The organism is Pseudoalteromonas sp. SiA1 (assembly GCF_018732205.1).
Taxonomy (GTDB): Bacteria; Pseudomonadota; Gammaproteobacteria; order Enterobacterales; family Alteromonadaceae; genus Pseudoalteromonas; species Pseudoalteromonas tetraodonis.
This window is the reverse complement of the sequence record NZ_CP076084.1, coordinates 695,681-722,072: the sequence shown is the minus strand read 5'-3', so window position 1 is coordinate 722,072 and position 26,392 is coordinate 695,681. Positions and strand designations below refer to the sequence as shown.

Annotated in this window: 25 protein-coding genes and 1 tRNA gene; 7 read left to right on the top strand and 19 right to left on the bottom strand. The window is 40.0% G+C overall.

Annotation, left to right across the window (positions count from 1 at the left end):
• Window positions 1-21 precede the first annotated feature (21 nt).
• The 5 genes from KK487_RS03345 to KK487_RS03325 are packed head-to-tail and all read right to left on the bottom strand — an operon-like array spanning window position 22 to window position 5,542.
• Entirely contained in the window at window positions 22-1,983 is a 1,962-nt protein-coding gene (locus tag KK487_RS03345; RefSeq protein ID WP_013464187.1) for a response regulator, read from the bottom strand.
• A gap of 25 nt (window positions 1,984-2,008) precedes the next feature.
• Complete coding sequence (locus tag KK487_RS03340) at window positions 2,009-2,470, bottom strand: response regulator (protein WP_010390893.1); 462 nt, start codon at window positions 2,468-2,470, stop codon at window positions 2,009-2,011.
• Window position 2,471: 1 nt separating this feature from the next.
• Window positions 2,472-3,956 carry a sensor histidine kinase gene (locus KK487_RS03335; protein WP_013464186.1) on the bottom strand — a complete coding sequence of 495 codons (1,485 nt, stop codon included), beginning with the start codon at window positions 3,954-3,956 and terminating at the stop codon, window positions 2,472-2,474.
• Window positions 3,957-3,974: 18 nt separating this feature from the next.
• Entirely contained in the window at window positions 3,975-4,184 is a 210-nt protein-coding gene (locus KK487_RS03330; RefSeq protein ID WP_024601538.1) for a hypothetical protein, read from the bottom strand.
• Between the two features lie 17 nt (window positions 4,185-4,201).
• Window positions 4,202-5,542 carry a sigma-54-dependent transcriptional regulator gene (locus tag KK487_RS03325; RefSeq protein WP_016900152.1) on the bottom strand — a complete coding sequence of 447 codons (1,341 nt, stop codon included), beginning with the start codon at window positions 5,540-5,542 and terminating at the stop codon, window positions 4,202-4,204.
• 227 nt (window positions 5,543-5,769) lie between these two features.
• Between KK487_RS03325 and KK487_RS03320 the strand changes: the two genes are divergently transcribed.
• Window positions 5,770-6,285, top strand: a complete 516-nt coding sequence (locus KK487_RS03320; RefSeq protein WP_024601537.1) for an NUDIX hydrolase — start codon at window positions 5,770-5,772, stop codon at window positions 6,283-6,285.
• 28 nt (window positions 6,286-6,313) lie between these two features.
• Here the strand turns inward: KK487_RS03320 and KK487_RS03315 are convergent, their stop codons facing one another.
• From KK487_RS03315 to KK487_RS03305, 3 genes are all read right to left on the bottom strand, one after another.
• Window positions 6,314-6,820: a YgjV family protein gene (locus KK487_RS03315; protein WP_024601536.1), complete on the bottom strand. Its 507-nt coding sequence runs from the start codon at window positions 6,818-6,820 to the stop codon at window positions 6,314-6,316.
• A gap of 62 nt (window positions 6,821-6,882) precedes the next feature.
• Complete coding sequence (locus tag KK487_RS03310; protein ID WP_024601535.1) at window positions 6,883-7,449, bottom strand: Crp/Fnr family transcriptional regulator; 567 nt, start codon at window positions 7,447-7,449, stop codon at window positions 6,883-6,885.
• Between the two features lie 6 nt (window positions 7,450-7,455).
• The gene (locus KK487_RS03305) at window positions 7,456-8,490 is read right to left on the bottom strand and encodes an NAD(P)H-dependent flavin oxidoreductase (RefSeq protein WP_024601534.1); all 1,035 of its coding nucleotides are present in this window, start codon (window positions 8,488-8,490) and stop codon (window positions 7,456-7,458) included.
• A gap of 200 nt (window positions 8,491-8,690) precedes the next feature.
• Between KK487_RS03305 and KK487_RS03300 the strand changes: the two genes are divergently transcribed.
• Window positions 8,691-10,067, top strand: coding sequence for an NAD-dependent succinate-semialdehyde dehydrogenase (locus KK487_RS03300; RefSeq protein WP_024601533.1), 1,377 nt, complete (start codon window positions 8,691-8,693; stop codon window positions 10,065-10,067).
• Between the two features lie 71 nt (window positions 10,068-10,138).
• On the opposite strand, the gene KK487_RS03295 is transcribed toward KK487_RS03300, so the two are convergent.
• From KK487_RS03295 to KK487_RS03280, 4 genes are all read right to left on the bottom strand, one after another.
• On the bottom strand, window positions 10,139-10,675 hold the full coding sequence (locus KK487_RS03295) for a DUF924 family protein (RefSeq protein ID WP_036956085.1): 537 nt from the start codon (window positions 10,673-10,675) through the stop codon (window positions 10,139-10,141).
• Between the two features lie 132 nt (window positions 10,676-10,807).
• Window positions 10,808-11,887 (bottom strand): endonuclease/exonuclease/phosphatase family protein, encoded by a 1,080-nt coding sequence (locus KK487_RS03290; RefSeq protein WP_036956083.1) that lies wholly within the window; start codon window positions 11,885-11,887, stop codon window positions 10,808-10,810.
• Window positions 11,888-11,908: 21 nt separating this feature from the next.
• Window positions 11,909-12,280 (bottom strand): hypothetical protein, encoded by a 372-nt coding sequence (locus tag KK487_RS03285; RefSeq protein ID WP_036956082.1) that lies wholly within the window; start codon window positions 12,278-12,280, stop codon window positions 11,909-11,911.
• 73 nt (window positions 12,281-12,353) lie between these two features.
• A complete protein-coding gene (locus KK487_RS03280; protein ID WP_013464176.1) occupies window positions 12,354-12,602 on the bottom strand; it encodes a TIGR03643 family protein in 249 nt (82 codons plus the stop codon).
• A 143-nt stretch (window positions 12,603-12,745) separates the two neighbouring features.
• On the opposite strand from KK487_RS03280, the gene KK487_RS03275 reads away from it, so the two are divergent.
• Window positions 12,746-13,402 (top strand): YoaK family protein, encoded by a 657-nt coding sequence (locus KK487_RS03275; protein WP_036956080.1) that lies wholly within the window; start codon window positions 12,746-12,748, stop codon window positions 13,400-13,402.
• Between the two features lie 56 nt (window positions 13,403-13,458).
• Window positions 13,459-15,528 (top strand): TonB-dependent receptor, encoded by a 2,070-nt coding sequence (locus tag KK487_RS03270; RefSeq protein ID WP_036956079.1) that lies wholly within the window; start codon window positions 13,459-13,461, stop codon window positions 15,526-15,528.
• Between the two features lie 58 nt (window positions 15,529-15,586).
• On the opposite strand, the gene KK487_RS03265 is transcribed toward KK487_RS03270, so the two are convergent.
• The 5 genes from KK487_RS03265 to KK487_RS03245 form a co-directional block, all read right to left on the bottom strand.
• Complete coding sequence (locus KK487_RS03265) at window positions 15,587-16,726, bottom strand: Na/Pi symporter (protein WP_013464173.1); 1,140 nt, start codon at window positions 16,724-16,726, stop codon at window positions 15,587-15,589.
• Between the two features lie 402 nt (window positions 16,727-17,128).
• Window positions 17,129-18,121, bottom strand: coding sequence for a fatty acid desaturase (locus KK487_RS03260; RefSeq protein WP_036956077.1), 993 nt, complete (start codon window positions 18,119-18,121; stop codon window positions 17,129-17,131).
• 165 nt (window positions 18,122-18,286) lie between these two features.
• Complete coding sequence (locus tag KK487_RS03255) at window positions 18,287-19,096, bottom strand: substrate-binding periplasmic protein (RefSeq protein WP_036949852.1); 810 nt, start codon at window positions 19,094-19,096, stop codon at window positions 18,287-18,289.
• Between the two features lies 1 nt (window position 19,097).
• A complete protein-coding gene (locus tag KK487_RS03250) occupies window positions 19,098-20,378 on the bottom strand; it encodes a sensor domain-containing diguanylate cyclase (protein WP_128583177.1) in 1,281 nt (426 codons plus the stop codon).
• 381 nt (window positions 20,379-20,759) lie between these two features.
• Window positions 20,760-20,844 (bottom strand) — tRNA-Leu (locus KK487_RS03245).
• Between the two features lie 270 nt (window positions 20,845-21,114).
• Here KK487_RS03245 and KK487_RS03240 point away from each other — a divergent pair.
• Window positions 21,115-21,612, top strand: a complete 498-nt coding sequence (locus KK487_RS03240) for an RDD family protein (RefSeq protein WP_128583176.1) — start codon at window positions 21,115-21,117, stop codon at window positions 21,610-21,612.
• 114 nt (window positions 21,613-21,726) lie between these two features.
• Here KK487_RS03240 and lptG read toward each other — a convergent pair whose 3' ends face one another.
• Window positions 21,727-22,794, bottom strand: a complete 1,068-nt coding sequence (gene lptG, locus KK487_RS03235; RefSeq protein ID WP_013464168.1) for an LPS export ABC transporter permease LptG — start codon at window positions 22,792-22,794, stop codon at window positions 21,727-21,729.
• A complete protein-coding gene (gene lptF, locus KK487_RS03230; RefSeq protein ID WP_128583193.1) occupies window positions 22,791-23,903 on the bottom strand; it encodes an LPS export ABC transporter permease LptF in 1,113 nt (370 codons plus the stop codon). Before lptF ends, lptG begins: the two co-directional genes overlap by 4 nt.
• 307 nt (window positions 23,904-24,210) lie before the next feature.
• Here lptF and pepA point away from each other — a divergent pair, with 307 nt between their 5' ends.
• Entirely contained in the window at window positions 24,211-25,722 is a 1,512-nt protein-coding gene (gene pepA, locus KK487_RS03225) for a leucyl aminopeptidase (RefSeq protein WP_128583175.1), read from the top strand.
• A 172-nt stretch (window positions 25,723-25,894) separates the two neighbouring features.
• Complete coding sequence (locus tag KK487_RS03220; RefSeq protein ID WP_013464165.1) at window positions 25,895-26,341, top strand: DNA polymerase III subunit chi; 447 nt, start codon at window positions 25,895-25,897, stop codon at window positions 26,339-26,341.
• Window positions 26,342-26,392 lie beyond the last annotated feature (51 nt).

Sequence of the window (26,392 nt, the reverse complement as noted above, 5' to 3'; positions counted from 1 at the left end):
ATAAATTGGCAAATAGTGGCGTTAAACAAGTTTACTTAATAACGCCAAGTTTATTGGTTTAAGCAAAACTTGCTCTATTTCTAGCTGCCTAATGTGTACGGCATCAGGCTCCATTCCACTAATAATAACTCGTTGAATATCAGGATAGTGTTCTTTAATAAAGCCAGCAAGCTCTAAACCTGAACCATCGGGTAAATGCATATCGAGTAATACTTTGTCGTAATTACTGTTATGCTCAAGCGTCGCCTTACAGTCTTTGACACTTGTTGCTATATCCGTGTCTACATCCAAACTTTCTAATAATAACTGAGTAATTTGTCCAGCATCAGCATCGTCTTCCACTAATAAAAAACGCTTTATATTAGTATTATGTTTTGGCGTTGGCTGTATCGATGAAACACGTTGTGTTTTTTTCCCCAGCACTGACTCTAAGCATTGGTACAGTAAGTTTGAATCCACAGGTTTGGCAATCATATCGTCAAACCCTAGCGCGGTTAGTTCGTTATGAATACCTTTCATGGTGGCCGCGGTTAAAGCAATAATCGCCCCTTTAAATCCTAACTTTCTAAGTTCAATGGCTGCTTCTTTTCCGCCCATCACCGGCATATGAATATCTAAAAATATAATATCGTAAGCGGCGCGCCCCTCTACGAGTTGCTTTTTAACCTTATCAAGCGCTTGTTTGCCATTATCAGCATAATCTACATCTGCACCCGCTGAGCCAATTAAATGGCCAACTAACACGCGTAAATCGCGTAAGTCATCCACCACCAACACTTTGCCACTTACTTCGCATGGCGCTACTTTTTGCTGCATGTTGGGGGTTAAATCAAGTTTTAATAAATTGCGCTCTACCTGTCTGATATCACCAGGGTATAAGGAAATGGTAAACGTTGAGCCCTCACCTACATAAGAATCTAATGAAATAGTACCCTGCATTCGACTAAGTAGCTCAGAACAAATAGCTAATCCCAAGCCCGCACCACCTACTGAGCGCGACTCTACATCGGCAATTTGCTCAAAAGGCTTAAAGATGAGTGCTTGTTTTTCTGGAGCAATACCCAAGCCTGAATCTTTAATGCTAAAAAAGAGCATTTCACGTTCAGCCACCGTCTCTGTCCATGCGTTAACGATAATTTCGCCTTGCTCGGTAAATTTTATCGCATTATTTATCAGGTTAATGAGAATTTGTCGTACCCGAGTAGCGTCTACACGAATAACTAATGGCAAAGGCTCCAGTGATTCAAATTTTAATGATAAGCCTTTATCAAGGGCTGATACACGCATTAACGTAAACACGTCGGCCATTAGGCTATCAAGATTAACATCCCCCAAGCTTAGCTCAAGCTTATCGACTGCAATTTTAGATAAATCTAAAACATCATTCAGTAAGCTCAATAAGTGTTTGCCATTACGATAAATAACGCCCAACTCATTTTCAGCTTGCTTGCTAAAATCACTGAGCATAAGTAGTTCGGTATAGCCTAAAATAGACGACAAGGGAGTTCGCAGTTCGTGGCTTAAATGCGCTAAAAAGCGGTCTTTTGAACGGTTTTCAGCCTCCGCTTTTAAACGCTCCACCCGCTCATCTTCTACATCGCGGCGTGCTAGAGCATAACGAATAGAACGGGCAAACCGGCTACCACTCATTTCACTTTTAACTAAGTAATCAACCGCACCAGCATCAAGCGCAGCCGAATCTAGCGCATCGTTAGATTGCCCCGTTAACATGATAATAGGCCCACAAAAGCCATTCTTAATCGCTTGCTTTAAAACACTTAAGCCATCTGAGGCACCTAAGCGATAGTCAAGCAGGCAAATATCATGCTCATTTTTACTTAGTACATGTATTGCCTGCTCAGGAGAGCTTATCCAGTCTATGTCAAACACATGGGAACTGAGCTGCTCTAAATAGTCACGAGTTAAAATATAATCATCTTCATCGTCTTCAACTAATAGCAGTTTCGTTGCCTTTGCTAACATAGCGTCTCCTGTTTTAATAATATGCTTAATCGTTAAACGTGCTTGGTAGCTCTACAAACTCAACCCAGTATTTACCCAGCGTTTTCATCAACTCAACTAACCCGTCAAACGTAACCGGCTTAGTTATGTAAGACGCAGCGCCTAGGTTATAACCTTTAACCATGTCTTCTTCTTGCTTAGAAGTAGTTAAAATAACCACTGGGATGCCCTTTAGGTTTGGATTTGCCTTAATAGCTTCAAGCGCTTCACGACCATCCATTCTCGGCATGTTTAAATCAAGTAAAATTAAGCCTGGTCTTGGCGAGATGCTTTTATCTACAAACTTGCCTTTGCGCTCTAGGTACTCTAAAAGTTCAACACCGTCTTCAACAAAATGTAATTCATTTAAAACGCGGCTTTCAGCAAGCGCATCTTGGGTTAATAAACGATCATCTTCATCATCGTCTGCCATTAAAATGGTAATGGGTTTTACGTTTGTTAATGGCATATTATGCCTCTCCTTGTAATGTGAATAACTCTGCATCCACAGGTAGTTTAATAATGAAGGTTGCGCCTTCGTTAGGGGTGCTTATTGCTGTAATAGTTCCGCCATGTCGCTCTACAATTCTGCGACACACAGATAATCCAATGCCGGTTCCTTTATATTCTGAACGGCCATGTAAACGCTGAAATGGCACAAATATTTTATCCGCGTACTCATCAGAGAAGCCGATACCATTATCTTTTACGGTAATGACATGCCAACTTACTTTACTATTATGGTCTTCACTAAACTCGCTAATTCGTTCAAAGCTAATATCAATAACAGGGTTTACGTTAGGCGCTCTAAACTTCACTGCATTTGAAATTAAGTTTAAAAACAGCTGATGCATTTGACTCGGATCAGCCTGAATGATTGGCATATCAACCGTTATCACTTGCGCATTAGACTCATTAATGGCTATTTCTAAATCGCTTAAAATATCATTAAGTATGCTATTTAGATTGGTGTCGGTAAAATCTTTACCTCGAGTTGTTACTCGAGAGAACTCTAATAAATCATTAATTAAATTAGACATCCTTTGTGCGGCATTTTTCATGCGGGCAATGTAATCTGCGCCTTTTTCGCCCAACTCGTCTTTAAACATGCTTTCAAGCCGATCACTAAATGCTTGGATTTTTCTTAGCGGCTCTTGCAAGTCATGGCTGGCAACAAAGGCAAACTCTTCTAACTCTCGGTTACTGCGACTTAATTCATCAGAATACAAGGTAAGCTCTTGGGTACGTTCAGTTACTTTACTCGCTAAGGTTTCATTTTGCATTTCCAGCTCGGCGCGATACACGGCCGCATTTTTTAAATTCAGCCTCGCCAATAAAAACATACCCAAAATCAATAATGCGCTGGTAACTGCAGTAATACCAAAAGTGATCTTTGCTTCTTTTTTAATTTGCGCTAATTTCGAAAAGTGACTGACTTTAAACAGTAGTTCGCGCTCTTGAATATCATTAACTCGCTCACGAATTTCTCTATATAAGTCGCGTCCTTCATGTGAATTAAGTATTAGTAAGGCGCGCTGCTCTTTATCATGTAATGCTAATTTAACCGTTTTTTTAAGCTCAGCTATTTTAGCTTCAACCAAGAGTAACAGCTGTGCAATACGCTCAGCCTGCCCGTCAATTTCAGAATGTAAGGCGCTCACATGGTTCGTTTGAGACTTTATTTGTGCGATAGCATCGTAGTAAGGCACTAAATAATCATCCGTTTGAGTTAATAAATACCCACGCTGCCCCGACTCAGCTTGCACTACCGAAAGGTGCAATTGCTCTATCGCCGTGCTTAACATATTAGTGTTATCTAAACTTTGCTGAGTACGCGTTAAGCCTTGTATGGTATTAACCGCTAAAAATGCATTACCTACAATAATGCATAGTATTATGGAGATAAATAACGCCCATACTACATTTGCTTTGCCTTGCTGTTTGCGTTTAATCATTTATCGTCCTGGTTTTTATTATTTTGAGTCTGAAATAAGCTGTAAACTGTCACTACATGCTTGGCAATTAACAATTATTTTATCGAGTGCGGCGAGTGCTTTTTCGACGGGCATATCGTTTTCAAGTACTAGCTTGATAAGCTCAGCATTCATTGAAATACGATTTAACGGTGCCCGCGCATCATGTACTAATTCGTTTAAAGGCTTTATTTGTTTAGTTAATGCCATACTATCCTCATGTTATTTTATTTATATTCGCCAATGCCACCATATGCGTTAAGGCGGTTATAAAGCGTTTTAGTACTTATACCTAACATTTGTGCAGCCAATGTTTTATTACCTTGTACTTTATCGAGTGTTGCATGAATAAGCTCTTTTTCAACTTCTTCAATGGTTTGTCCTGCAGAAACCTGATTTTCCTGAGCTTGATTATTTACTCGTGAAAAAGGTGACTCTAGGTTATCAGGCAGTGCCACATCGCTTGTTTGTGGATCGCTCATAATAAAAGCGCGATGAATTGCATGACGAAGTTCACGTACATTACCTGGCCAGTCGTACGTTTGCAGCTCTTTAAGTTGCTCGTTAGCCCAAGCAAACGCTGTACCATTTTCATCGTTCAACTGCTCTAAAAATGCTTTTGAGAGTAATGGAATATCTTCTTTTCGCTCTCGTAGTGGCGGTATATCAATTGGAAAAACAGCGAGCCTAAAGTAAATATCTTCACGTAAAATATTATTCTGCGCTAAATCGGTAAGGGAGCGATTAGTCGCTGAAATAACACGGCAATTTACTGGTAACTCACGATTACCGCCAACCCGTGTTACTTTTTTAGTTTCAAGTACACGCAGTAAATTAGGCTGCATATCAATCGGCATTTCAGTGACTTCATCAAGAAATAACGTTCCGCCATCGGCTTGTTCAAACACGCCCTCTTTACGGGCAATGGCACCGGTAAATGCGCCTTTTTCGTGACCAAATAATTCACTGCCAATAAGCTCTTTTGAAAGGGCGCCACAGTTGCTAGCAACTAAAGGTCCTTCGCATTGACTGGCATTATGAATAGCTTGCGCTACCACCTCTTTACCTGCTCCGCTTTCACCCATAAGCATAACGTTAGCATTGGTTTTAGCTACGCGCTCTATCATAGTATAGAGCTTTTGCATTGCCTCAGATTCACCAATTAAGGTATCAAAATGATGGGTGATAGCGTTTTTCTTAGCTTTTTTAACAGTTTTTTTAGGACCATTTAAAACCAGTTCTAAATCTTCTCGCTGCAGCGGCTTTAATAAATGCGTTACATTGGGCTCACACATATCGGCTAAAATCCCCTTAACCGATGGGTGCCCTGAAATAAGAGTGACTTTAGGAGATTGACCAATCATTTTTAAATGATCTAATAAATGCAAGCCGCTACCATCGGGTAACATGAAATCCAGTAATACATGATCAAAGGAATTATTCTCAAACCACTGATGCGCTTCTTCTAAACTGGTTGCAGTTTGAATATTATGCCCAAGAAACTCAACAATATGACAAATAACATCACTAAATTCGATGTCGTCATCAACTAAAAGTATATTTAACATGATTAATCCCTATGCTTTTTTATTATTCTACTCACCCCTTTAAACAAATGAAAGGTATTCAGAGCAGGACTAAAACAATGACATTTTATTTTTTAATAGTTCGCCATTATAACTACAGATATATGTATAAACGCTTAAATTAACAATCTTTTCAGTTAATTACTTTTTAACAATGAAGTAATTAATACAACCAACTGATATAATTTACCTTTATTGCTGGAGTCGTTATGCGCCTATTAAAAACCACTATCCACCCCACTATTAATATTACTCATGGTCGTCAGTTTACTCGCCCTACTGCTCGCGCAATTGTATTTAAACAGCAGTACATTTTATTAATGTACACTCAGCGCTATGACGATTTTAGTTTACCCGGTGGTGGCGTAGACTTACACGAAAGCATTGAACAAGGACTTATCAGAGAGCTTAATGAAGAAACTGGCGCGCAAAATATAAAAATCTGCAGTGAGTTTGGCCTCTATGAAGAATATCGTCCTTGGTACAAAGATGACTTTGATATTATTCATATAAAGTCATACTGTTATGTATGCGAAATTAACGAACAACTCGGCCAAGCACAGCTTGAGCACTATGAGCAACAAAATGGTATGCAAGCTAAATGGGTAAATATTTTTGAGGCGATAGCTCACAACGAACGCACATTAGCTAATAGCGATAAACAAGGATTGTCGATTATTCGAGAAACCTTTTTATTAAAAGAAATTGCCAAACAGTTCTTTTAATAAGTTTACATTGCTGCATTTTACGTTCCTACTTGAGGTTCAGCAAGACTTTTTTACTAATATAAAATCGATATAAACCAAATAAGTTACTACTTAAAAATAGGCTTTCCATAATTATTGCCACAGGGGAGCCAGCAAAAATATTATGCGTTATCCAAAAAGAGGTTCCCACCACCATACATAACCTCAAGTGCAAGTCTCTATTTTGAAATGAAGCAATGGTTTGTATTAATGTCGCCACCAGCGCAAAGCCACTAAACCAATCTTGCCATGTTAAATAAACGGCTAAACAACTCACTGCCATAAATCCAAACATGGCCCAAGTATGCTTAAAGTATATGCAGTAAAAATAACGTAACGCGGCAATAAGCATTAAGCAGCCGGCACTGTTATAACCCAAAATAAAAAAGTGGACTGAGGTTAATAACACAGAGGTAAATAAACAACATAAGATAATGCGTCGGGACTTAAACTGAAATGAAGCTAAGTCGAGTAAAGTCGCGACGGCAACCAATGATTGGGCAATTAAAAACATAACACTCCAAGGCACTTAAGGCATAAAAATGAGGAGTGTATAGTGCTTTATATAAACAGCACTTAACTTAAGTTAAGTCGCTTACGAATTCGTGATAACGAAATGGCCGAAATACCTATATACATAGCCACTTGGCTTAAGCTTAACTGCGCCAACCAATGCGGTTTATGTTTAAGCAAGTAACAGTATCGCTGCTCGGGGCTGTTGAGTAATAAAAATGCTTCTTTGGCTTCTTTAAATATTAGTTGCTGCGCAATGAGTTGCTGCTTAATGAGTTGGTACTGTGCTTGCTCAAATAGTGTTAGCGGTACTTTAATTACACTTGCCTCATTAATTACTTTTAATTGGTAAAAAGCGGGGCTTGAGGTCATCCAATTGGCAAACAGCAATGCAAACTCATTTTTAAAATAAAACTCTTTGCATTTTTGCCCGCCATCAATATCATCATGAATAGCACCTAAAACCCCCTCCACAATTAAATAGCCATAACGCTGTACATCGCCTTGGGGCAATAACACGGTATTGCGCGCGACAAGCTGTTGAGGGTAAATATCTGCCAATTGCATTTTAAGCTTATTTATAAGCACTTCGTAACTATCGCCAAGCGATAAAAGTGGGTTGTCAGACATTAAACATTACCATTTTTCCATTAAAATATGCGTAATATCCGCAGCTGATACCCCCACCCGAGGCACATACTTTTGACCACACCATAAAGGCGAAAAATCACTTTTAGCACTTTTTTCAGCTCGGTTTCTTAAAGCTGTTATTGCACTGCTAGCGTGTGGAAACGCAGGAACCCCATTTGGCATAGTACCTAACTCGAGCATGACGCGGTTTTGAATACCCCGCGCGGCTCGACCTGAAAACAAAGTAGTTAGTGCGGTGCTATCTTGAGCCTGCTCTAAAATAGCTTGCTGATGTAAAGCAGATGTTTTTGCCTCTTTACATAATAAATAAGCGCTACCAACTTGAACTCCACTGGCTCCCAGCGCTTTCATATGCTTTACATCATCTGGCGTTGCAATACCTCCTGCAGCAATAATCGGTAATGATAAATGCTCAACACAACGCTTAACTAACTGCTCAGTGGTTTGTTGCAAGCTTAAATCCATTGATAAAAAATGCCCTCGATGCCCTCCAGCTTCTAAACCCTGAGCAATAACAGCATCAGCGCCATTTTCACTGAGCCAAATAGCTTCATCTAAAGTGGTCGCCGTTGAAATTACTTTAGTGCCCCAGCTTTTTATTTGCGCCACAATAGCGTGCTTAGGTAAACCAAAATGAAAACTCACAACCGCCGGTTTATAGGGTGCAATAATATCAACAACGGCTTGGTTTATAGGCTGACGGGATGCCCCTGCGGTTAAACTTTGCGGGTCAATTTCATACTCTGCAAAATAAGGGGTTAGCATATTATGCCATTGCTGCTTTTGTTGGCTGGTGTAATCAGTAACCGTGTGACAAAAAAAGTTTAGATTAAATGGTTTATCTGTTTTTTGAGTAAGTAAGTCGAGCTGTTCAACTAACTGTGCTGGCGATAACATAGCGCAAGGCAACGACCCTAGCCCGCCAGCTTCACAAACGCTTGCAGCCAATTCAACGTTTTGTACGCCCGCCATAGGCGCTTGAATAAGAGGTAAATCGATATTAAACAATGACTGTATCATCTAACTACTCCCTGTAACTTTTTCAACAACTTGCAGTATTTACAGAACCATAGCAAAAACAACGAACAAACAAAATCTAGATTTTTGTATAAAGTAATATAAAAAGCATTATTAACAAAAAGTTATGAATTTTTATAAACTATTGCCCAACTGGCTTTGGTTTTGCACCTACCCTATTACATAATTTGTTAGGAGGTAAAATGAGTAACACAGTAGATACGATCAATCCCGCAACCGAGCAAGTCATCAATAGCTATACGCTGTTTTCTCAAGCTCAAGCAGAACAAGTGATCGAAAAGTCTCATGAAACATACTTAACATGGCGATTAACCTCGTTTACTGAGCGCGCTAAATACCTGAATAAGCTAGCCTCTTTATTTGAAGAGCAAAAAGAAGCGCTTGCTAAACTGATGACCGAAGAAATGGGTAAAGTGTACGAACAAGGCTTTCAAGAAGTGCAGCTTTGTGCAGACATTTGCCGTTATACCGCAGAACATGGCGCCGATATGCTGAGCGACGAAGAACGCGATATGCAAGGCGGTCGTGCAATTATAAGTTATCGCCCCACTGGCGTGTTGCTAGGTATTCAGCCATGGAACTTCCCACTTTATCAAGTTATTAGATACAGTGCCGCAAATATTATGGCGGGTAATACCACGGTATTAAAACACGCGGGCAATGTATTTGGTATGGCAGAAAAAATAGATACCTTATTTAAACAAGCTGGGTTCCCTGAGCATTGCTTTAGTAACTTACTAATTGACGGAAAAACAGCCAGCGCACTTATCTCTCATAAACACATTAGTGGCGTTACCTTCACAGGAAGTGATGGCACAGGTAAAAAAGTAGCTGAGCAGGCCGGTAAGCACGTTAAAAAAACGGTATTGGAGCTTGGCAGTAACGATGCTTATGTTGTACTTGATGATGCCGACCTCGCACTGGCAGTTAAAACCTGTTTGCAGGGCCGCATTATTAACAATGGGCAAACCTGTGTGGCTGCCAAGCGCTTTGTGGTAGTTGACTCATTATACAATGACTTTAAAGAAGCGCTGAGCCAGCAATTTAAAGCAATTAAAATGGGCGACCCTATGGATAAAGATACGGAACTGGGTCCTATGGCACGCGAAGATTTACGCGACAAAATTCATCAGCAAGTGCAAGACTCGGTAAATGCAGGCGCAAAAGTAATTGTAGGCGGCGAAATTCCGCAGCAAACAGGCTATTACTACCCGCCTACCGTGTTAGAAAATTTATCACCAGGGATGCCTGCATATGATGACGAATTATTTGGCCCTGTCGCATCTTTGATTAAAGCCAAAGATAATGACGACGCTATGCGTATTGCCAACGACTCCCGTTATGGACTAGGCGGCGGTATCTTTTCAAAAGATGAGAAAAAAGCCATTGAGCTGGCTAAAAAGCATTTTGATACCGGTATGATCAACATAAATGGTTACGGACTGGCACAACCGAACCTACCATTTGGCGGTGTTAAAGACAGTGGCTATGGCAGAGAACATGGCGGCTTTGGTATTCGCGAGTTTGTGAATGTTAAAAGCATCATGATTAATAGCTAATATCAGGTATCTGGTTAATAAAACTAAACACCGCGCTTGTAATAAGCGCGGTGTTTTTTTGTCTGATGAATCTAAAAACCTGAATTGGGCTGTTTTAAAAACTCGCGTTCTTCTTCTGTAGACTCCCGCCCCAGTATTTTATTACGATGCGGGTAACGATTAAATTTATCGATAATCGCTTTATGTTGATACTCAAAGTCTAAGTTATTTTGAATACCTAACGCCTTAAATAGCCGGACTGCTTCCTTATGAATTAACTGCGATTCGCTGTGCATAAAAGGCATATACAAAAATACTCGCTGCTCATCCGTCAACTTCTTATCAAACCCTTTTGTAATGGCCGATTGTGCTAACGCTAAAGCCATTGAATCACAGGCGAATGATGCTGGCTTGTCACGATAAATATTGCGCGAGAACTGATCAAGCACGATAATTTCAGCTAGGCTGCCTAATGCACTCTCACGCCATTGAAATAACTCATTCGCACTCGCTTGCTGGTGTAATTGGCCAAAACGAGCCTGAATCATCAAATCAAACGCCTCGTTTTTTTGCCACCACTGCTTAGGCTCAAGCTCTGTAAACCAAAAGTCGATAATTTTATTAAACATAATGAATCTCTTTGTTAATTAACACTCAACTAAATAGCTCGCTATATAAAATCCCGCAAATTTAAAAGCACGACCCTAATGTATTAATTTTGCCTTTCGCCTAAAGCCTTTAACCTAACATCTGTACTTCATCTAGCCTTTTTCAAACCTAGGCACTTTACGTTTATCGGCTTTGCTCATAGCAAGCTCTTGTATGTCTTGCTGTTTAAGCTCGCTGGGCTTTGTTTCGAGTGATTGCTGATTAGCATCTTTATAAACAAGTTCGGTAAGCAGAGCAAAGTGATCGGAGCCATATTTAGCAAGACGTTTGATACGCTTTACAGTAAAACCTGTAGAGTGGAATAAGTGATCGAGCGGCCAGCGCATAAAAAAGTAACCAGCATGAAAAGTGTTATAAAAGCCCCGTCCTTTACGTGGGTCTAAAAAGCCACTGATTTGCATAAATAAACGGGTGCTGCGTGACCAAGCTACATCATTTAAATCGCCGGCGACTATCGTCGGGCGGCTTGGATTTTTAAGCGCTTTAGCCACCATTATTAGTTCGCTATCACGCGGACGCGATGAATCTTCTTCGGTTGGGCTCGGTGGGGCAGGATGAATAAAGTGGCCTTGCATTTTTAGCCCTTGATGATTTTCAAACAAAATATGAATAGAGGGAATATTATCTTCTATGAGTTCACAAATTTGTGCATCGAGTATGTTAAATTTACTAAAGACATGCATGCCGTAGCGGTTATCTTTTGGGCACTGTACTTGATAAGGGTAGTTTTTTTTAAGCACGGACAATTTATCTTGCCACCAACTATCGCTTTCTAAGGTGATAAGTAAATCGGGCTGATATTTATCGACTAAGTTAATTAACTGCTCACTATGTCGATTCGACATCAGTACATTAGCGGATAAGATTCTGATGCTATGATCACTACTTTTTGGCGCTGTTAATACTTCTTTTTTAGCAAACCAAGTGTAGGGATAAATCCACTTAGCTTGAAGCGCACAAATAATTAAAGCAACAGCCGCTATTAATGAGTATGCAATAAAGTCGATTTGCCACATACCTATTAGTGCAACGATAATTACAGCGCTTGCTAGGTAGCACACCTGCAAGCGCACAAAGTCGCAACTACGTATCAAGTAATGCTGACTGTATGACAGGGGTAATAAGGTTATTAATAATAAAAAGCCAGTAATTACCGCCAACACTATGAGCATTTATAAGTCCTTATATGGTGCCTAATGGCGCTGTAAAATGGAGAGAATTTCACGGGTGTCGTGCACTAAGTGAATAATAGTGCGATCAACTTCTATTCGCACAGTGCCTCGTTCTCGGTCTATTACTCTAGCACGCTTATAAATATCACGCTCGAGGATATCGCCTTGATGATAACGGGTGTGCCACCCTAGTGGAGTCCACCCTTGGCGAATTAAATGCCTTGCTTGTTTTTTAGAGATTCGTTTTTTGTCATGGTATTGGTTATATTTATGCTTTTTCCAGTGGTGTTTATTAGCATGCTTATTTTCATGTTTGTCTTTGTGTGGCACTGCAAATGCGTTTGTTGCCGTTAGCGTAAAAACCATTAATAAAATACTTATTAGTGTTTTCATGGCTGTTCTCCAGTGTGATCATTACTAAAGAGTATTAACGGCTAAGCCTGAACATTACATGAAATGAGAAAAATTAACGTTGCTTGTACTGTGTTTTACAATGACTGCGCATAATCGCGGGGTCGCGTAACTTTAGGTGTTTAGTTTTACGCCCGGCATGGCGCTTACGCCATACTTTAAATGAGCCGCTAGATATGTGGTCACGCATGAAATTAACTAACTGAGAGTAATTTAGCCCATACAGATTTTCAATGGCTTCAAACGGTGTTCTATCTTCCCATGCCATTTCTATAATGCGTGATTGCTGTTCTTGGTTAAACATATTAATTCCAAATTTGGTTAATACGCAAAAGTTAAATTTAGCGATCATCACTTGCTTGTGATGTTAAAAATATAATCTCTTTTCATTTATTAACTTTAATTAAGTGTATGATTAATCTACACACTGAAACCGGAGCTAAAAGGATGTTTACAAAACTACCTAAGTGGGTCGAATATGGTGCGTTTACCCTCGCTTTTATTGCCGGTATGGTAAACGCAGTAGGTTTATTAGGGTTTGAACAGCAAGCAATTTCTCACGTTTCAGGGTCGGTGACTTCATTAGCTATTGAACTTACTACCAACATCAAGGCGGCGTTATTTTTAGTTGCGATTGTACTGAGTTTTATATTTGGCTCGGCATTAACAGGCTTAATGCTTTCAGGCGGTTCACTTAAGCTAGGCCGCCATTACGATACGCTCTTATTTATTGAGGGTATTTTACTGCTGTTAAGCGCACAGCTACTTCAATATTCTTACCCTTACGCACTTACACTTGCCTCTGCTGCCTGCGGCTTACAAAATGCTTTGGCCACTAACTACAGCGGCGCTGTAGTGCGTACCACTCATTTAACCGGTATATTTACCGACCTAGGGTTAATGTTTGGAAAAGCCCTAAAAGGACAAACATTCGATACTAGAAAGTGCATTGTTTTTGTATTAATTATTGCCGGTTTTTTAACCGGCGGAGTGGTAGGCGTATTGCTATTTAAACATTACTCAGTGCTGACTTTAGTTGTGCCCGGCATTTTTTGTATTGTTTTATCGATTACTTATCGGGTTTATAGGTTGAGTGTGCTTTAACCAATTCACAAAATCCCCTACCCTAAACTTATCAAATTGCCGATGTGCTGGAATTTATGAAATATTACTATTTACCCCCTTTATTGTTATGCAGTCAGTTAAGTTTAATTAATAGTGCGTGTGCTGAAGATACCACGCAATCAATTGAACGTATCACCACCACAGCATCACGTAGTGAAGCGCTTTCCACCCCATTACCTTTGGTGATCAGTGTATTAAGCGAATCACAGCTTGAGCTTATTGCCCCTACCCATGTAGAAGAATCACTGCAACGCGTTGCAGGTGCCAATGTACAACGTGGTAATGGTCAAGAGTATTTACCCGCCCTGCGCTCGCAGGTGCTTTCTGGTACGGGGGCTTGTGGAGGGATTTTAACTGCTGAAGATGGTATTGCACTTCGTGCAGCTGGGTTTTGTAATATTAATGAGCTGTTTGAAGCACATAGTGAGATGGCACAGCGTATTGAAGTATTAAAAGGCCCTGGCTCTGCACTGTATGGCTCAAATGCAGTGCATGGCGTAATTAACGTCATTACACCAGACACGACCCAAGGTGGTGGTTTACTGGGTGTTGATTATGGCTCTTACGGTTATGCTCGCTATAAATTGCGTGCAGGCCATGCTATGGATAATTCAGGGTTCGGTATTAATGCCAGCTTTACCGATGATGGCGGTTACCGAGATGATGAAAGCGTTAAACAACAAAAAATAAATGTGCGACATCGATATGCTAACAACAACTTAAGTTTAATATCGGGGTTGACCTATACCGACTTAGACCAACAAACCGCAGGATATATTAGTGGCTTTCAAAGCTATAAAGATGAAGATATTGCACAGCAAAATTTTGATCCTGACGCCTTTAGAAAAGCCCGATCGCTTAGGGCTTGGAGTAAAGTAAGCTGGCAATTAGGTAAGAACACGCTTGTTGTTACTCCTTATATTCGTGACCAAAGCATGGACTTTTTCAAACACTTTTTACCCGGTACTCCGCTCGAAAAAAACAGTCAAACGGGGTTTGGCCTACAATCGCTTTATCAACATTATGTGAACGACAATACGAACTTAAAGCTTGGCTTTGATGGTGAGTTTACCCAAGCCGATTTTTTACAAACCCAAGATAACCCCACCCAAGGTTCTGCGTTTTTAGTAGCCACAGTGCCGCAAGGTAAACATTACGATTACCAAGTCGATGCCACCTTATATGCTCCATTTGCCGCTATTGATTGGCAACTAAATAATTGGCTTATAACCGCAGGACTGCGTTATGAGCACATGCAATATGACTATCAAAATAATATGCTTGCAGGGCGTACAAAAGAGGATGGCAGCGAATGTGGTTTTGGTGGCTGTCGTTATAGTCGCCCAGAGAGCACTAAAAACAGCTTTAGTAATCTTTCGCCAAAACTCGGGGTGAGCTATCAGCTTAATATTAACAATACACTATACGCTAACTTTTCAAGAGGCTATAGAGCCCCACAAGCAGCTGAGCTTTATCAATTACAACGCGAGCAAAGTACTGCCGACTTAGACACAGAAATAGCTAATAATGCTGAGATGGGTATTAAAGGGGTGTACAACAATACTCGCTATGGCTTATCGATGTATGCGATGAGCAAGCACAATACCATCTACCGCGACAGTGACTTTTTTACTGTTAATGACGGCCAAACTCGGCATCGCGGTATTGAGCTTGAATTAGCGCATAGCTTTAATCAGCACTTATCTGTTAATTTTGCAGGCACCTATGCCAAGCACACGTACTCGAATGAGCAAATTATTGGCAGCATTAATATTAAAGGTAACGATATTGATACCGCACCTCGAAAGGTTGCTAATATCGATTTTAACTGGCAAGCCAACGAGAGTATTAGCCTTGCGCTGCAATGGCACTATGTTAGCCGCTACTTTACCGACCCTGAAAACTTACATGAATATCAAGGGCACGATATTTTAAGCTTGCGCGGACAGTGGCAAATTAGTCCACAGCTATTACTGAGTGCCCGAATTATAAACTTAACTAACACAGCCTACGCTGAGCGCGCCGATTACACCAGCTTTACTGGGGATCGTTACTTCCCAGGTAAACCACGTAATGCCATGTTGTCTGTAAGTTACCAGTGGTAAAACAAAAAATGCGCTATATAAATTATATAGCGCATTCCTTTTATACGTTTATTTCTACTTATCGAACGGCCAGTACAATTAAACCAGGCACCACAAAGAACGATCCTAGTATATAGCCTAATGCTGCTGATTTATTATTTGTACCAATTTCGGCTAGCTTTTCAGCAAGTTTTAGCGGTATTTCACGCAGCACAGGAACGCCGTAAATAAGTGCAACTGCAAATACATTAAACATAACGTGTACCAATGCAATTGTTAGCGCAACCTCAGCCATAGGCCCTGTAATTGATGTGGCCGCTAATAAAGCAGTAATGGTTGTACCAATGTTAGCTCCCAGTGTGAATGGGTAAATTTGACGCGTAGTAAACACACCACTTCCAGCAAGTGGGATCATCAAACTGGTTGTCGTTGATGATGACTGAACCATAATTGTTACTGCCGCACCTGATGTGATACCCGCGATAGGCCCGCGCCCAATGGCTCCATGCAGTATATCTTTTGCAGTGCCAACCAGCGCTTTTTTAAGTAATTTACCTAATGTAGTTACGGCAAATAAAATCAAACAAATACCTGCAATAACCATCGCTGCACCTAGCATTTTTGTATCTAAAAAACTAAATGCATCTTTTATTACGCCCACAGCTGGTTTTACGAGTGGTTTAATAAAGTTGTAGCTCTTTAATGATAAGTCGGCATCACCAATAAATAAGTGCGATAAAGCAGCAGACATTTTTTGCAGCAAACCAAACATTATTTCTAGCGGTAAAAATATAATAACGGCAAATAAATTAAAGAAATCATGAACAGTTGATGCCGCAAATGCACGTTGGAACTCTTCTTTAGAGCGAATATGGCCAATAGACACTAAGGTGTTAGTAATAGTGGTACCAATATTTGCACCCATCACCATTGGAATAGCAATACTTAACGGTAAACCGCCAGCAACTAGCCCCACTATAACTGAGGTAACCGTTGATGATGATTGCACTAAAGCGGTTGCTAAAGCACCTAATAATAATGCGATAAACGGGTTGGTTGCGAATGCAAAAATCTCTTTCGCTCCCTCAGTACCGCCCGACGCTAATTTAAAACCACCACTGACAGTGCCAACGGCTACAAGGACTAAATAAACTAAAAAGGCGATAGCAGCCCAGTTAAGCGTTTTTATTAATAGCGTATTGCGCTTTGATTCACTCATGTTTAAATCTCAGTTTTGTCTTACCGATTATGGCATTTTGATGACGTTTTTGTTTCAGAGCGCATTAGAACACCTAAATATTACAGAAATATTTCAATTCGATTAACGTGCTTTTTTATTCATAACATAAAAAAATAAGGGTGAAAAATTGAGTATAAGGCAAGCCATAACTTTAAAAACAATCAATTAAAATCAAAAAATTAAACTTAGTATTCAATTACATAACAAAGCGCTAAGTGGGATCAATTAAGGACTAAATTTAAAAAGGTCTGAGTAATAGATTAAGTTGGTATTAAAGGGAAGTTTTATAAGCTTTATCTGACTTTACTAGGGGTATTGCCTAGCCTTAAGCTAGGCAAGGTTACTAAAGCAGCAATCTCGAAGATTGAGTAAAAACAAGTTTTATGATTGATACAAATTAGCTTTTTTTATACTAGCAAAATCATTAAAACGCACACCGTGCTGGCGCATCACTTCAAGAATTTTTTTGCTAATCATTTGACGTAAATAAAACGGCTGATTCGGCACAAAATGATGAATAGTATGAGTATGCCCAAAGTTAAAACAAAACAAATTAAACGGCATAAACAAACGGCTAGTAATTACGTGAGTTTGCTCAAGCATATTATTAACACCGCCGTAATAATGCATACTGGAGGTAACAAAATTAAGTGAGCTCGAACGTACAATGTTAGGCACTATCAGCACCACCATTAAAAACTCGAACACATTCATTACATCGAGCAATAATGCCGGTGAGTCAGCCGCAATCGGGGTAAATAAATTAATTAAATGAAACGCTATCACACTGTATAAAATAGCAAAATAAGCAGTAGTAATTGGAAAACCTGCGTTAAACACTTTAAAAAAACTAAATCCTTTAATTTCTTTACTAAAACGTTTTGCGTTAATTAATAAACCAAGCAATCCATCAACAATCACCAATGCACGTAAAAACGGGTTTTTAATACCATTACCTACCAAACGTTCTTCTAAATCTTGCTCAGTGCCCGACGTTTTGTGGTGATGCAAATGCATCTTGCGACGATACCACGGGCTAATCGTATTAGGGCGCATCAACCACACAGTAAACATCATAAAATTGTGTAAAAAAGGCTGGTTGCTAAAGTACTGCTTATGAATAAGATCGTGCTCAAGCTCGTGCGAAATAGAGGTGGCTATAGCGGCTAATATAATACAAAGCCAAGCAGGGATAATGGCAAAGTAATACAAAGTACCAACCCCAATTAACGCACTTAGCGAGAGCAATAAGATAGCCATTCCCAAGGTGTTTTGATGCATTAACAATGGATGTTTTTGACGAAGCAGCGCTTCTTCCGTCTTAATCGCTTTAACAATGGCTTGAATATTCTGTTTTGCGGTCAATTGAGTCATGATGTTTTATTCGCAACAAGAGGTTGAGGTATATAATATCCGAGTAAAAAACTCAGTACAAAGTAATTTAATACTAATTAATTTACGGGGAAAAAAAGTATAAGATCATAATCAAATTAAATATCTCACTTTCTTAGCACGTGCTATTGGGGCATTTTAAAGCACTTATAAAGCCACATTATACTTTTTAAGAAGCATTTTTTGTTTATCTCCTTTGATAGATAAACGGCCACTGTTCCATATATTTATTAGCGTTTTCCTTCTTTCAGCGGGCATTTTATTTGAAAAAATAGGTATTTCAACCAATTTATTTTCTAAGCCTGGACGCACTATTTTTAATCCATTGTTCCAATCAAATCGATTCAACATGTACTGTAAAACCAGCATATTATCTGCATATAGATCGATTCTGCCCGCTTTAATCATCTGAAAAATCCGTTCTACCACATCGCTAGAGCCCGCGATTACTTCCACTAAATCAGAATTATTTGGATCATCAATATAATTTTGATAATCAACACTTACCGAGCTGTAATCCCACCCAGGCCCTGTTGCAACACGCTTTCCTTGTATAGATTGAATCCCATCATAGCGCCAGGATTCATCCTGCCTAACAACAAAAGCAGTTGGATATGCAAATGTTGCCTCTGTGGCGTACTCGAAACCCACTTCGGTGTCTTGCGAAAATAAATATTCTGGCAACATATCGCAAAGACCATCCGCAACCATATCGAGTCCCCTTGCCAAAGGCACTTCGTAATATTCTAATTGATAGCCTTTTGATGTATATATTTGCTCTAGCATATCAATCACAAAGCCGCGGGCAGGAAAACCCTCTGACGGAAATATGGTCATAGGAGGCCATTGGTCGTAGCAAACTTTTAATGTATTGGCATGACTAAAATTACCTATACCCAATGCTAACAATAAGGATATAAGCAGCACTTGAGAGATCTTTTTTTTACCTTTAAACATTCTATTTTTCAACACGATCACGTCCTTTGTCTTTAGCGCAGTAAAGCTTCAAGTCAGCGACTTTGAATAACTCAATAACTGAGCAGTCTTTTAGCTCGGATGAGGCAACGCCTATGCTTACAGTATAGATTACAGTTTCACCATCAACTTCTAAGGTTGAATCAACCACAGCCTTTCTTATTTTACTAGCGAGTTTGAATGCGTTATCAAGCCCTGTGTTTGGAAGAAATAGTGCAAACTCCTCTCCACCCACTCTACCAATAAGGTCAGACTCTCTTATCATGCTCTGAACTGTGTCGGTAAAATGAATAAGCACCTTATCACCAACAAAATGTCCATACGTATCGTTAATGTTTTTAAAGTAGTCTAAGTCAATTAAAATAAAAGATGCGGGTAATTTCTGTCGCTGAGAAAGTTCTAGCAAATGATTTGCTGTATCAAAAAAGCTCCCCCGATTTAAAGTACCCGTTAGAGAGTCTCTTGTTGCAAGCGTTTTAAGTTTTTCATTTAATACTTGTAGATCTTTTGTACGTTTTGTAACGGCCTCTTCCAGCCAATCTCGTTTAGATTTTTCATCCTCGAGTAATCGCTCCCGATCCCTTTCCATACTAAAGAGCATCGTATTCATATGATCTTGGAGCTGGCTGAGCTCGTTGTTTTCAATATGTGAAAGATTGATCCGTTTACGTGTATTTTTACTTGATTGGACCTCATTAACTTGTTGCATCAATTCTTTTAAAGGCCTGGCTAGGTAACGTTCGAAAGCCCAAATAAATAACCCAAACAAAATTGATAATTTTATCATTGCCGTAATAGCAATTAAGAAAAAACCAAATAAAACACGATCTAAAACCACCTCAGACGATGAATAGAGCACCAAAGTGCCAAGAAAAATCCGTTTACCATTAAGCGTCCAATACAACTCAGATTTAGTTTCAAAAATTGAGAGAGGAAGTGAGGCTTGAGTGTAAGAACGTTTAGAAATCATGCTTTTGCCATGTTTGTCAAAAACATCAACTCCCTCAATAACCGGCATTTTAATAAGCCCATCAACGAGTACACCTAACTGTGTTTGGTCATATTGCCACAAACTCGTCGAAACAGGACCCTGAACAGTTTCTTGCAACTGTTTTAATTCATAGGAGATTGAGTTTTGTGTTTTTAAGTATTCAGTTAAAAACTGCATGCTTGTTATGAGGCAGGTTACAAACAAGTAGATAGAGAAAATAATGCGCATCATTTTTTTAGATAAACTGTTTGGACTACGGTAACTTGCAAACATTAACAATGGCACTTCTTAATAAACTTTATAGTTGAGCTTAGGTTAATTACATTCTTAATGGAAGCAAAGAACAGCATAAGGAATAAGTGTTCTCATTTCTGGCGGCTTTAGGCCACTCAAATTTAAGGCATAAAAAAACCCCAACTAATTTAGTCGGGGCTATAACGTATATAGCTGAATAAATAATTCATCTCTGAAGCTGCATCCATCGTTCATTCATGAACTCACTTCGAGTCACTGCGAAACTACGTTTCGGTTCACTCTCACCCAGCGGCCGGACTTTTACTTATAACAGCGGCACCTCACGTGCCGCTCAAGTTCAGCCACTCAAATTTAAGGCATAAAAAAACCCCTGCTAAATCTAGCAGGGGCTATAAAAAGTGGTACCAGCGGCCGGACTTGAACCGGCACGCCTTGCGGCAGGGGATTTTGAATCCCCCATGTATACCAATTTCATCACGCTGGCATCATTTTTCTTTAACCTTCTAAACACGAGAAGATAAAGAAAAACCACTTAAGAGTGAAAGATTATGTACCCTCTTCCATCTCATTGCTTGGCATTATACAAACAATGAGCAAAGCGGCAAGCGTTTTATGTATTAAGTATGATCAACCGCTTAACATTTAGGCAACCATTAACATTTGAGCCAATACCGAGTTAAGCACGTAGCGTAATAGGTAGTATTTAACGGCTTATTTGCTAAACTAGCCACACATTAACAGTGAGAGTATTTTTATGTCGGGTGAGTTTCCACGTGCTGGCTTTTGGCGCCGTTTTGCGTCATTGGTGTACGATACATTAGCTATTATCGCTTTTGCGATGCTAACGGTGGTACTGTATTTATTTGCTATTCAAGGGCTTATTTCCCTTGATGTTATTGCTCTTAATGGCGCTGAAGATGTCTCAGCACGTATTCAGGACTCACTGTTACTTTCAGGGATTCGCAGCTCACTGTTAGTTCTGGTTGGTTTGGTGTTTTTTGGTTATTTTTGGACTAAAAGCGGGCAAACAATCGGTATGCGTGCGTGGCGATTAAAAGTACAAACCAACCAAGGAAGTTTAATTAGCTGGCCACAAGCCATTATCCGCAGTATCAGCGCATTGCTGGGTTTAGGTAATTTAGTGGTATTAGTGGATTTTAAAAATAAAAAAGCACTACAAGATTACTTATCAAAAACCGAAGTGGTTACGCTCACCAAAGAAGAAAATAAACGCGTTTATCGCGAACTATGATATCAATCCGCAATAATACTTAATTAAGCGAATTGGTATAATCTCAAGTTAAAGCATAAAAAAACGCGGCGCTTTTTACAAAGGCCGCGTTTTTTATTTAAGCTTTAAGTCTAGCTACACCCGCTTATTCATTAAATAAGCTGCAAACCCAGTAAATAAAATGCTCGGTAGAACAGCGCCTATAATCGCTGGAATTTGATATACCATTACCACAGGGCCAAATATCTCGTTGGTTAGGTGGAACACAATACCGGTTACCACCCCCATAATAATTCGTGCCCCCATAGTTACAGTTCGCAGCGGACCAAATATAAACGACAAGGCAACCAACAACATTACGGCAATAGACACGGGCTGCATTAATTTACGCCAGAGCGCTAAATCATAGGTGCTGGTGTCTTGCTCATTTTGTTGTAAATAAGCTAAATATGACCATAGTCCTGAAAACGACAGTGATTCTGGTTTTACCGATACCACGCCTAGCTTTTCGGCGGTAAGCTGCGACGGGTAAAACTCTTCAGAAACTTGTTCAGTGGTAATTAACTCTTCGCTGATCATCACTTTATTTACATCGCGCAATAGCCAACCACTATCTCGCCCTACGGCTTCTTTTGCTTTGGTGATTTGTGTTAGTGATAACGATTTATCAAAATGATACATGTTAACGCCGCGCAGCATGCCATTTTGGTCAACATCTTCAATGTTAATGAAGTTATTAGCGTCTTTAGCCCATACTCCTTTTTGCGCATTAAACACATCCCCACCATGAATCGCTTGATTACGCATTTCCTTAGCGTGCAGCTGTGCAGCAGGAGCGCCCCACTCGCCTAAAGCCATTACGCACAATGCCATAAAAATAGCTGTTTTCATTACTGAGCCAATAATTTGTAAACGCGACATCCCCGCCGCTTGCATTACTACCAACTCACTATTTGAGGCAAGCGCTCCTAATCCAGTTAAGCCACCAATAAGTGCAGCCATAGGAAAAAACACCACTAAATCATCTGGAATACTGTAAATAGTGTACAGCATGGCAGTCATTATATCGTAGCTCCCGCGCCCTACAGATTTAAGCTGCTCAATAAACTTTATTAAGGTACTAATACCCACTAGCACCATTAACGCAAACCCTGTGGTTTGCAAAATGCTACGGCCTAAGTACCAATCAAGTGTTTTCATCATAGGTTTTGCTCCCGCTTAGTGACGACAGCTTTAAGCCAAGCACCCAATGGACGACCTCTAATAATTAATAAGCTACCAATAAATAATGCACTTAAATGAATCCACCACAGTCCAATTGATGGCGGAATTTTACCGTCTTCTACCGCAAACTTGGCCGCGTTAAGTAAAATAAAATAACCTAAATACAAGCTGATAGCGGGTACCAATTTTGCAAATTTACCTTGGCGAGGGTTTACTACACTCAAAGGCACGGCCAGTAAAGTTAATAACGGAATGGAAAGTGGGATCGCTAAACGCCACTGCCACTGTGCAATTGCTTCGGGAGTATTAATTGACATAAGTTCACGGGTTGGCACAGCTTCTAATTTACGACGTTGATGCTCTATTTCTTGTTCGCGAATTTGTACGCTGTAACCATCAAACTCAGTTAAGTTAAGCGAAGGCGCTTCGCCATCAGTTTCGTAGCGTTTACCATCAGTAAGTACTAACTGCTGCTCACCATTTTGTGCTTCAATTACAACGCCTTGCTCTGCATAAACTAAACGCGCTAGGTCACTTTTTTCACTATCGGGTAGTTGTGCCACAAAAACTTTGTTGAGCTCTTTGCCGCCATTTTCAATATTATGAATAAACACCACGGCTTTTTCGTTACCGGTTTGTTGAAAACGTCCAGCTCGAAGTGCAGATAAACCAGCATCAGCCTTGGCTTGCTCTTTAAGTTGGTATTCTTGTTCGCTTGCCCACGGTGCAATATACAAAGTAAGTACCGCGGCCAACAACGCTAAGATGACACTTGAAATTAGCGTAATACGCACTACATACCACTCACTCACGCCACATGCTTTAAGTACTGTCATTTCACTGTCGGCGTAAATCCGGCTGTAAGCTAAAATAATTCCTAAAAATAAGCTCAGAGGCAAAATTAACGATGCCAACTGCGGCAATTTAAGCGCAATCATGGCAAACACAAGCTTTGCTGGGATACTACCTTCTGAGGCATCACCAAGAATAACAACAAACTTTTGCGACAAAAATATGGTCATTAAAGTTAAAAATACGGCGACCTGCGATTTTAAAACCTCAGTGGTCAAATAACGGAAAATTAGCAACATTCGCCCCTGTTAAACATGGAATTTCAATTTAGTAATAAAAAACAATGAGTGAACTAGTTAATTCACTCATTTTAAATGAGTATTAAGCACATATTATAAGCCATCAATATTAATTATCCTACCTAACATCACGATATAATGTTGCATTAGTAACCCTTAAGCATATAAAGTTCAAATACACAGTAAGAGTCGAGTAAAATCTACTAATATTAGCGCTAGACCTAAAAATTTAGGTAAAAAGACTAGAAAACACATTTTTAGTCCCAACTTAGCTTCTATAGATGACTCAAAATCAGGAGTGACAATGGAATTCAACGTAAAAAGTGGTAGCCCAGAAAAACAACGCAGTGCATGTATTGTTGTTGGCGTATACGAACCACGCAGGTTATCCCCCATTGGTGAACAACTTGATAAAATCAGCGATGGTTATATCTCAAATTTATTACGCCGTGGCGACTTAGAAGGTAAGCCTGGGCAAGTATTACTATTACACCATGTACCTAATATTTTAAGCGAACGTATTCTACTCGTTGGCTGCGGTAAAGAACGCGAACTAGACGATAAACAATATAAACAAATTATTTCAAAAACTATCAACACCTTAAATGAAACAGGCTCGATGGAAGCAGTGTGCTTTTTAACTGAGCAACACGTTAAAGGCCGTGATACCTATTGGAAAGTGCGTCAAGCGGTAGAAACAACCCAAGACTGTTTATACACCTTCAATCAGCTAAAAAGTAAGAAAGTAGACCCTCGTCGTCCACTGCGAAAAATGGTATTTAACGTTCCTACACGCCGTGAACTGACTATAGGTGAAAGTGCCATTGAGCATGGCCTAGCGATTGCTGCTGGTAGCAAATTGTGCAAAGACGTTGCCAATATGCCGCCTAATATTTGTAATCCAGCGTATCTCGGCGAGCAAGCCAAAGAACTTGAGACTAATTTTGACAACATCACTGTTGAGCTGATTGGCGAAGATAAAATGGCAGAACTAGGTATGAACTCATACCTAGCAGTTGGTCGTGGTAGTGATAACGAATCGGTTATGTCGGTAATTAACTACAAAGGCGCAGGCGATGACCAAGCGCCTATCGTATTAGTTGGTAAAGGCTTAACCTTTGACTCAGGCGGTATTTCATTAAAACCAGGCGAAGGCATGGATGAAATGAAATACGACATGGGGGGCGCAGCTGGTGTTATTGGCGCTATGCGCTCACTTGCACAAATGCAGCTACCTATAAACGTAATTGGCGTTTTAGCCGGTTGTGAAAACATGCCAAGCTCAAACGCCTATCGCCCAGGTGATATTTTAACCACTATGTCTGGGCAAACGGTTGAAGTACTTAATACTGATGCCGAAGGCCGTTTAGTGTTATGTGACGCGCTAACCTATGTTGAACGTTTTGAACCAGAAACCGTGATTGATGTTGCAACCTTAACCGGTGCATGTATTGTTGCTTTAGGTGCCCATGCTACGGGTTTATTAGCAAATCATAATCCACTGGCGCATGATTTATTAAAAGCGTCTGAGCAAAGTGGCGATCGTGCATGGCAACTGCCATTATGGGATGATTATCAAGATCAACTTGAAAGCCCGTTTGCCGACTTTACTAATTTAGGTGGGCGCGCTGCAGGTACTATTACCGCGGCCTGTTTCTTATCTAAATTTACTAAAAAGTATAATTGGGCTCATTTAGATATTGCCGGTACTGCATGGCGCAGCGGCGCTAAAAAAGGCGCAACAGGTCGTCCTGTTCCTATGCTGACTCAGTATTTATTAAACCGAGCTGGTATTAGCGAAGCAACTCATGACTAACAAACCAACACAGAGCTTCAAAGCTCAATGTAGAGTATAAAATAAGGCGCTTTTAAAGCGCCTTATTTATTGGGTATTAATTGAAGCAAACCCCGATATATGGCAAAATCCCCTTCCTAATTTGTGTGTATTTAATAACAGCACAATCAATGTCATGGGAAATCCCGATACAATGAACATGAATGCCCAGTTTTTCATTTTAAAGCAACAAGATGAGTCATTAGCTAAAGCCGATGATCACTTTGCTTTAGCAGCTCAAATAGCTGGGCAACAGTATCGGCTTGGTCAACGCGTATTTATTTTTGTAGATAGCGAAGAAACCGCCAACAGCATTGACGAAACTATTTGGACATTTGATGCCGACAGTTTTGTACCTCACAATTTACAAGGCGAAGGCCCAAAAGGCGGCGCACCTGTAGAAATAGGCACAACACCACCCGTTGGTAATCGTAAAGTATTAATTAACTTGGCCAATCACTTACCGGATTTTATTCGTCGGTTTAACCAAGTTTTTGATTTTGTACCCGTAGAGCCCGTAGCCAAACAAGCCGCTCGTGAGCGCTTTAAAAAACTACGCCAACTCGGTGCCAATATCACCACGCAAGATATTAATCGCTAACGCTCACTGCGTACAAAGCTAACTAACTCATTTAAGTACTTATTTAAGGTT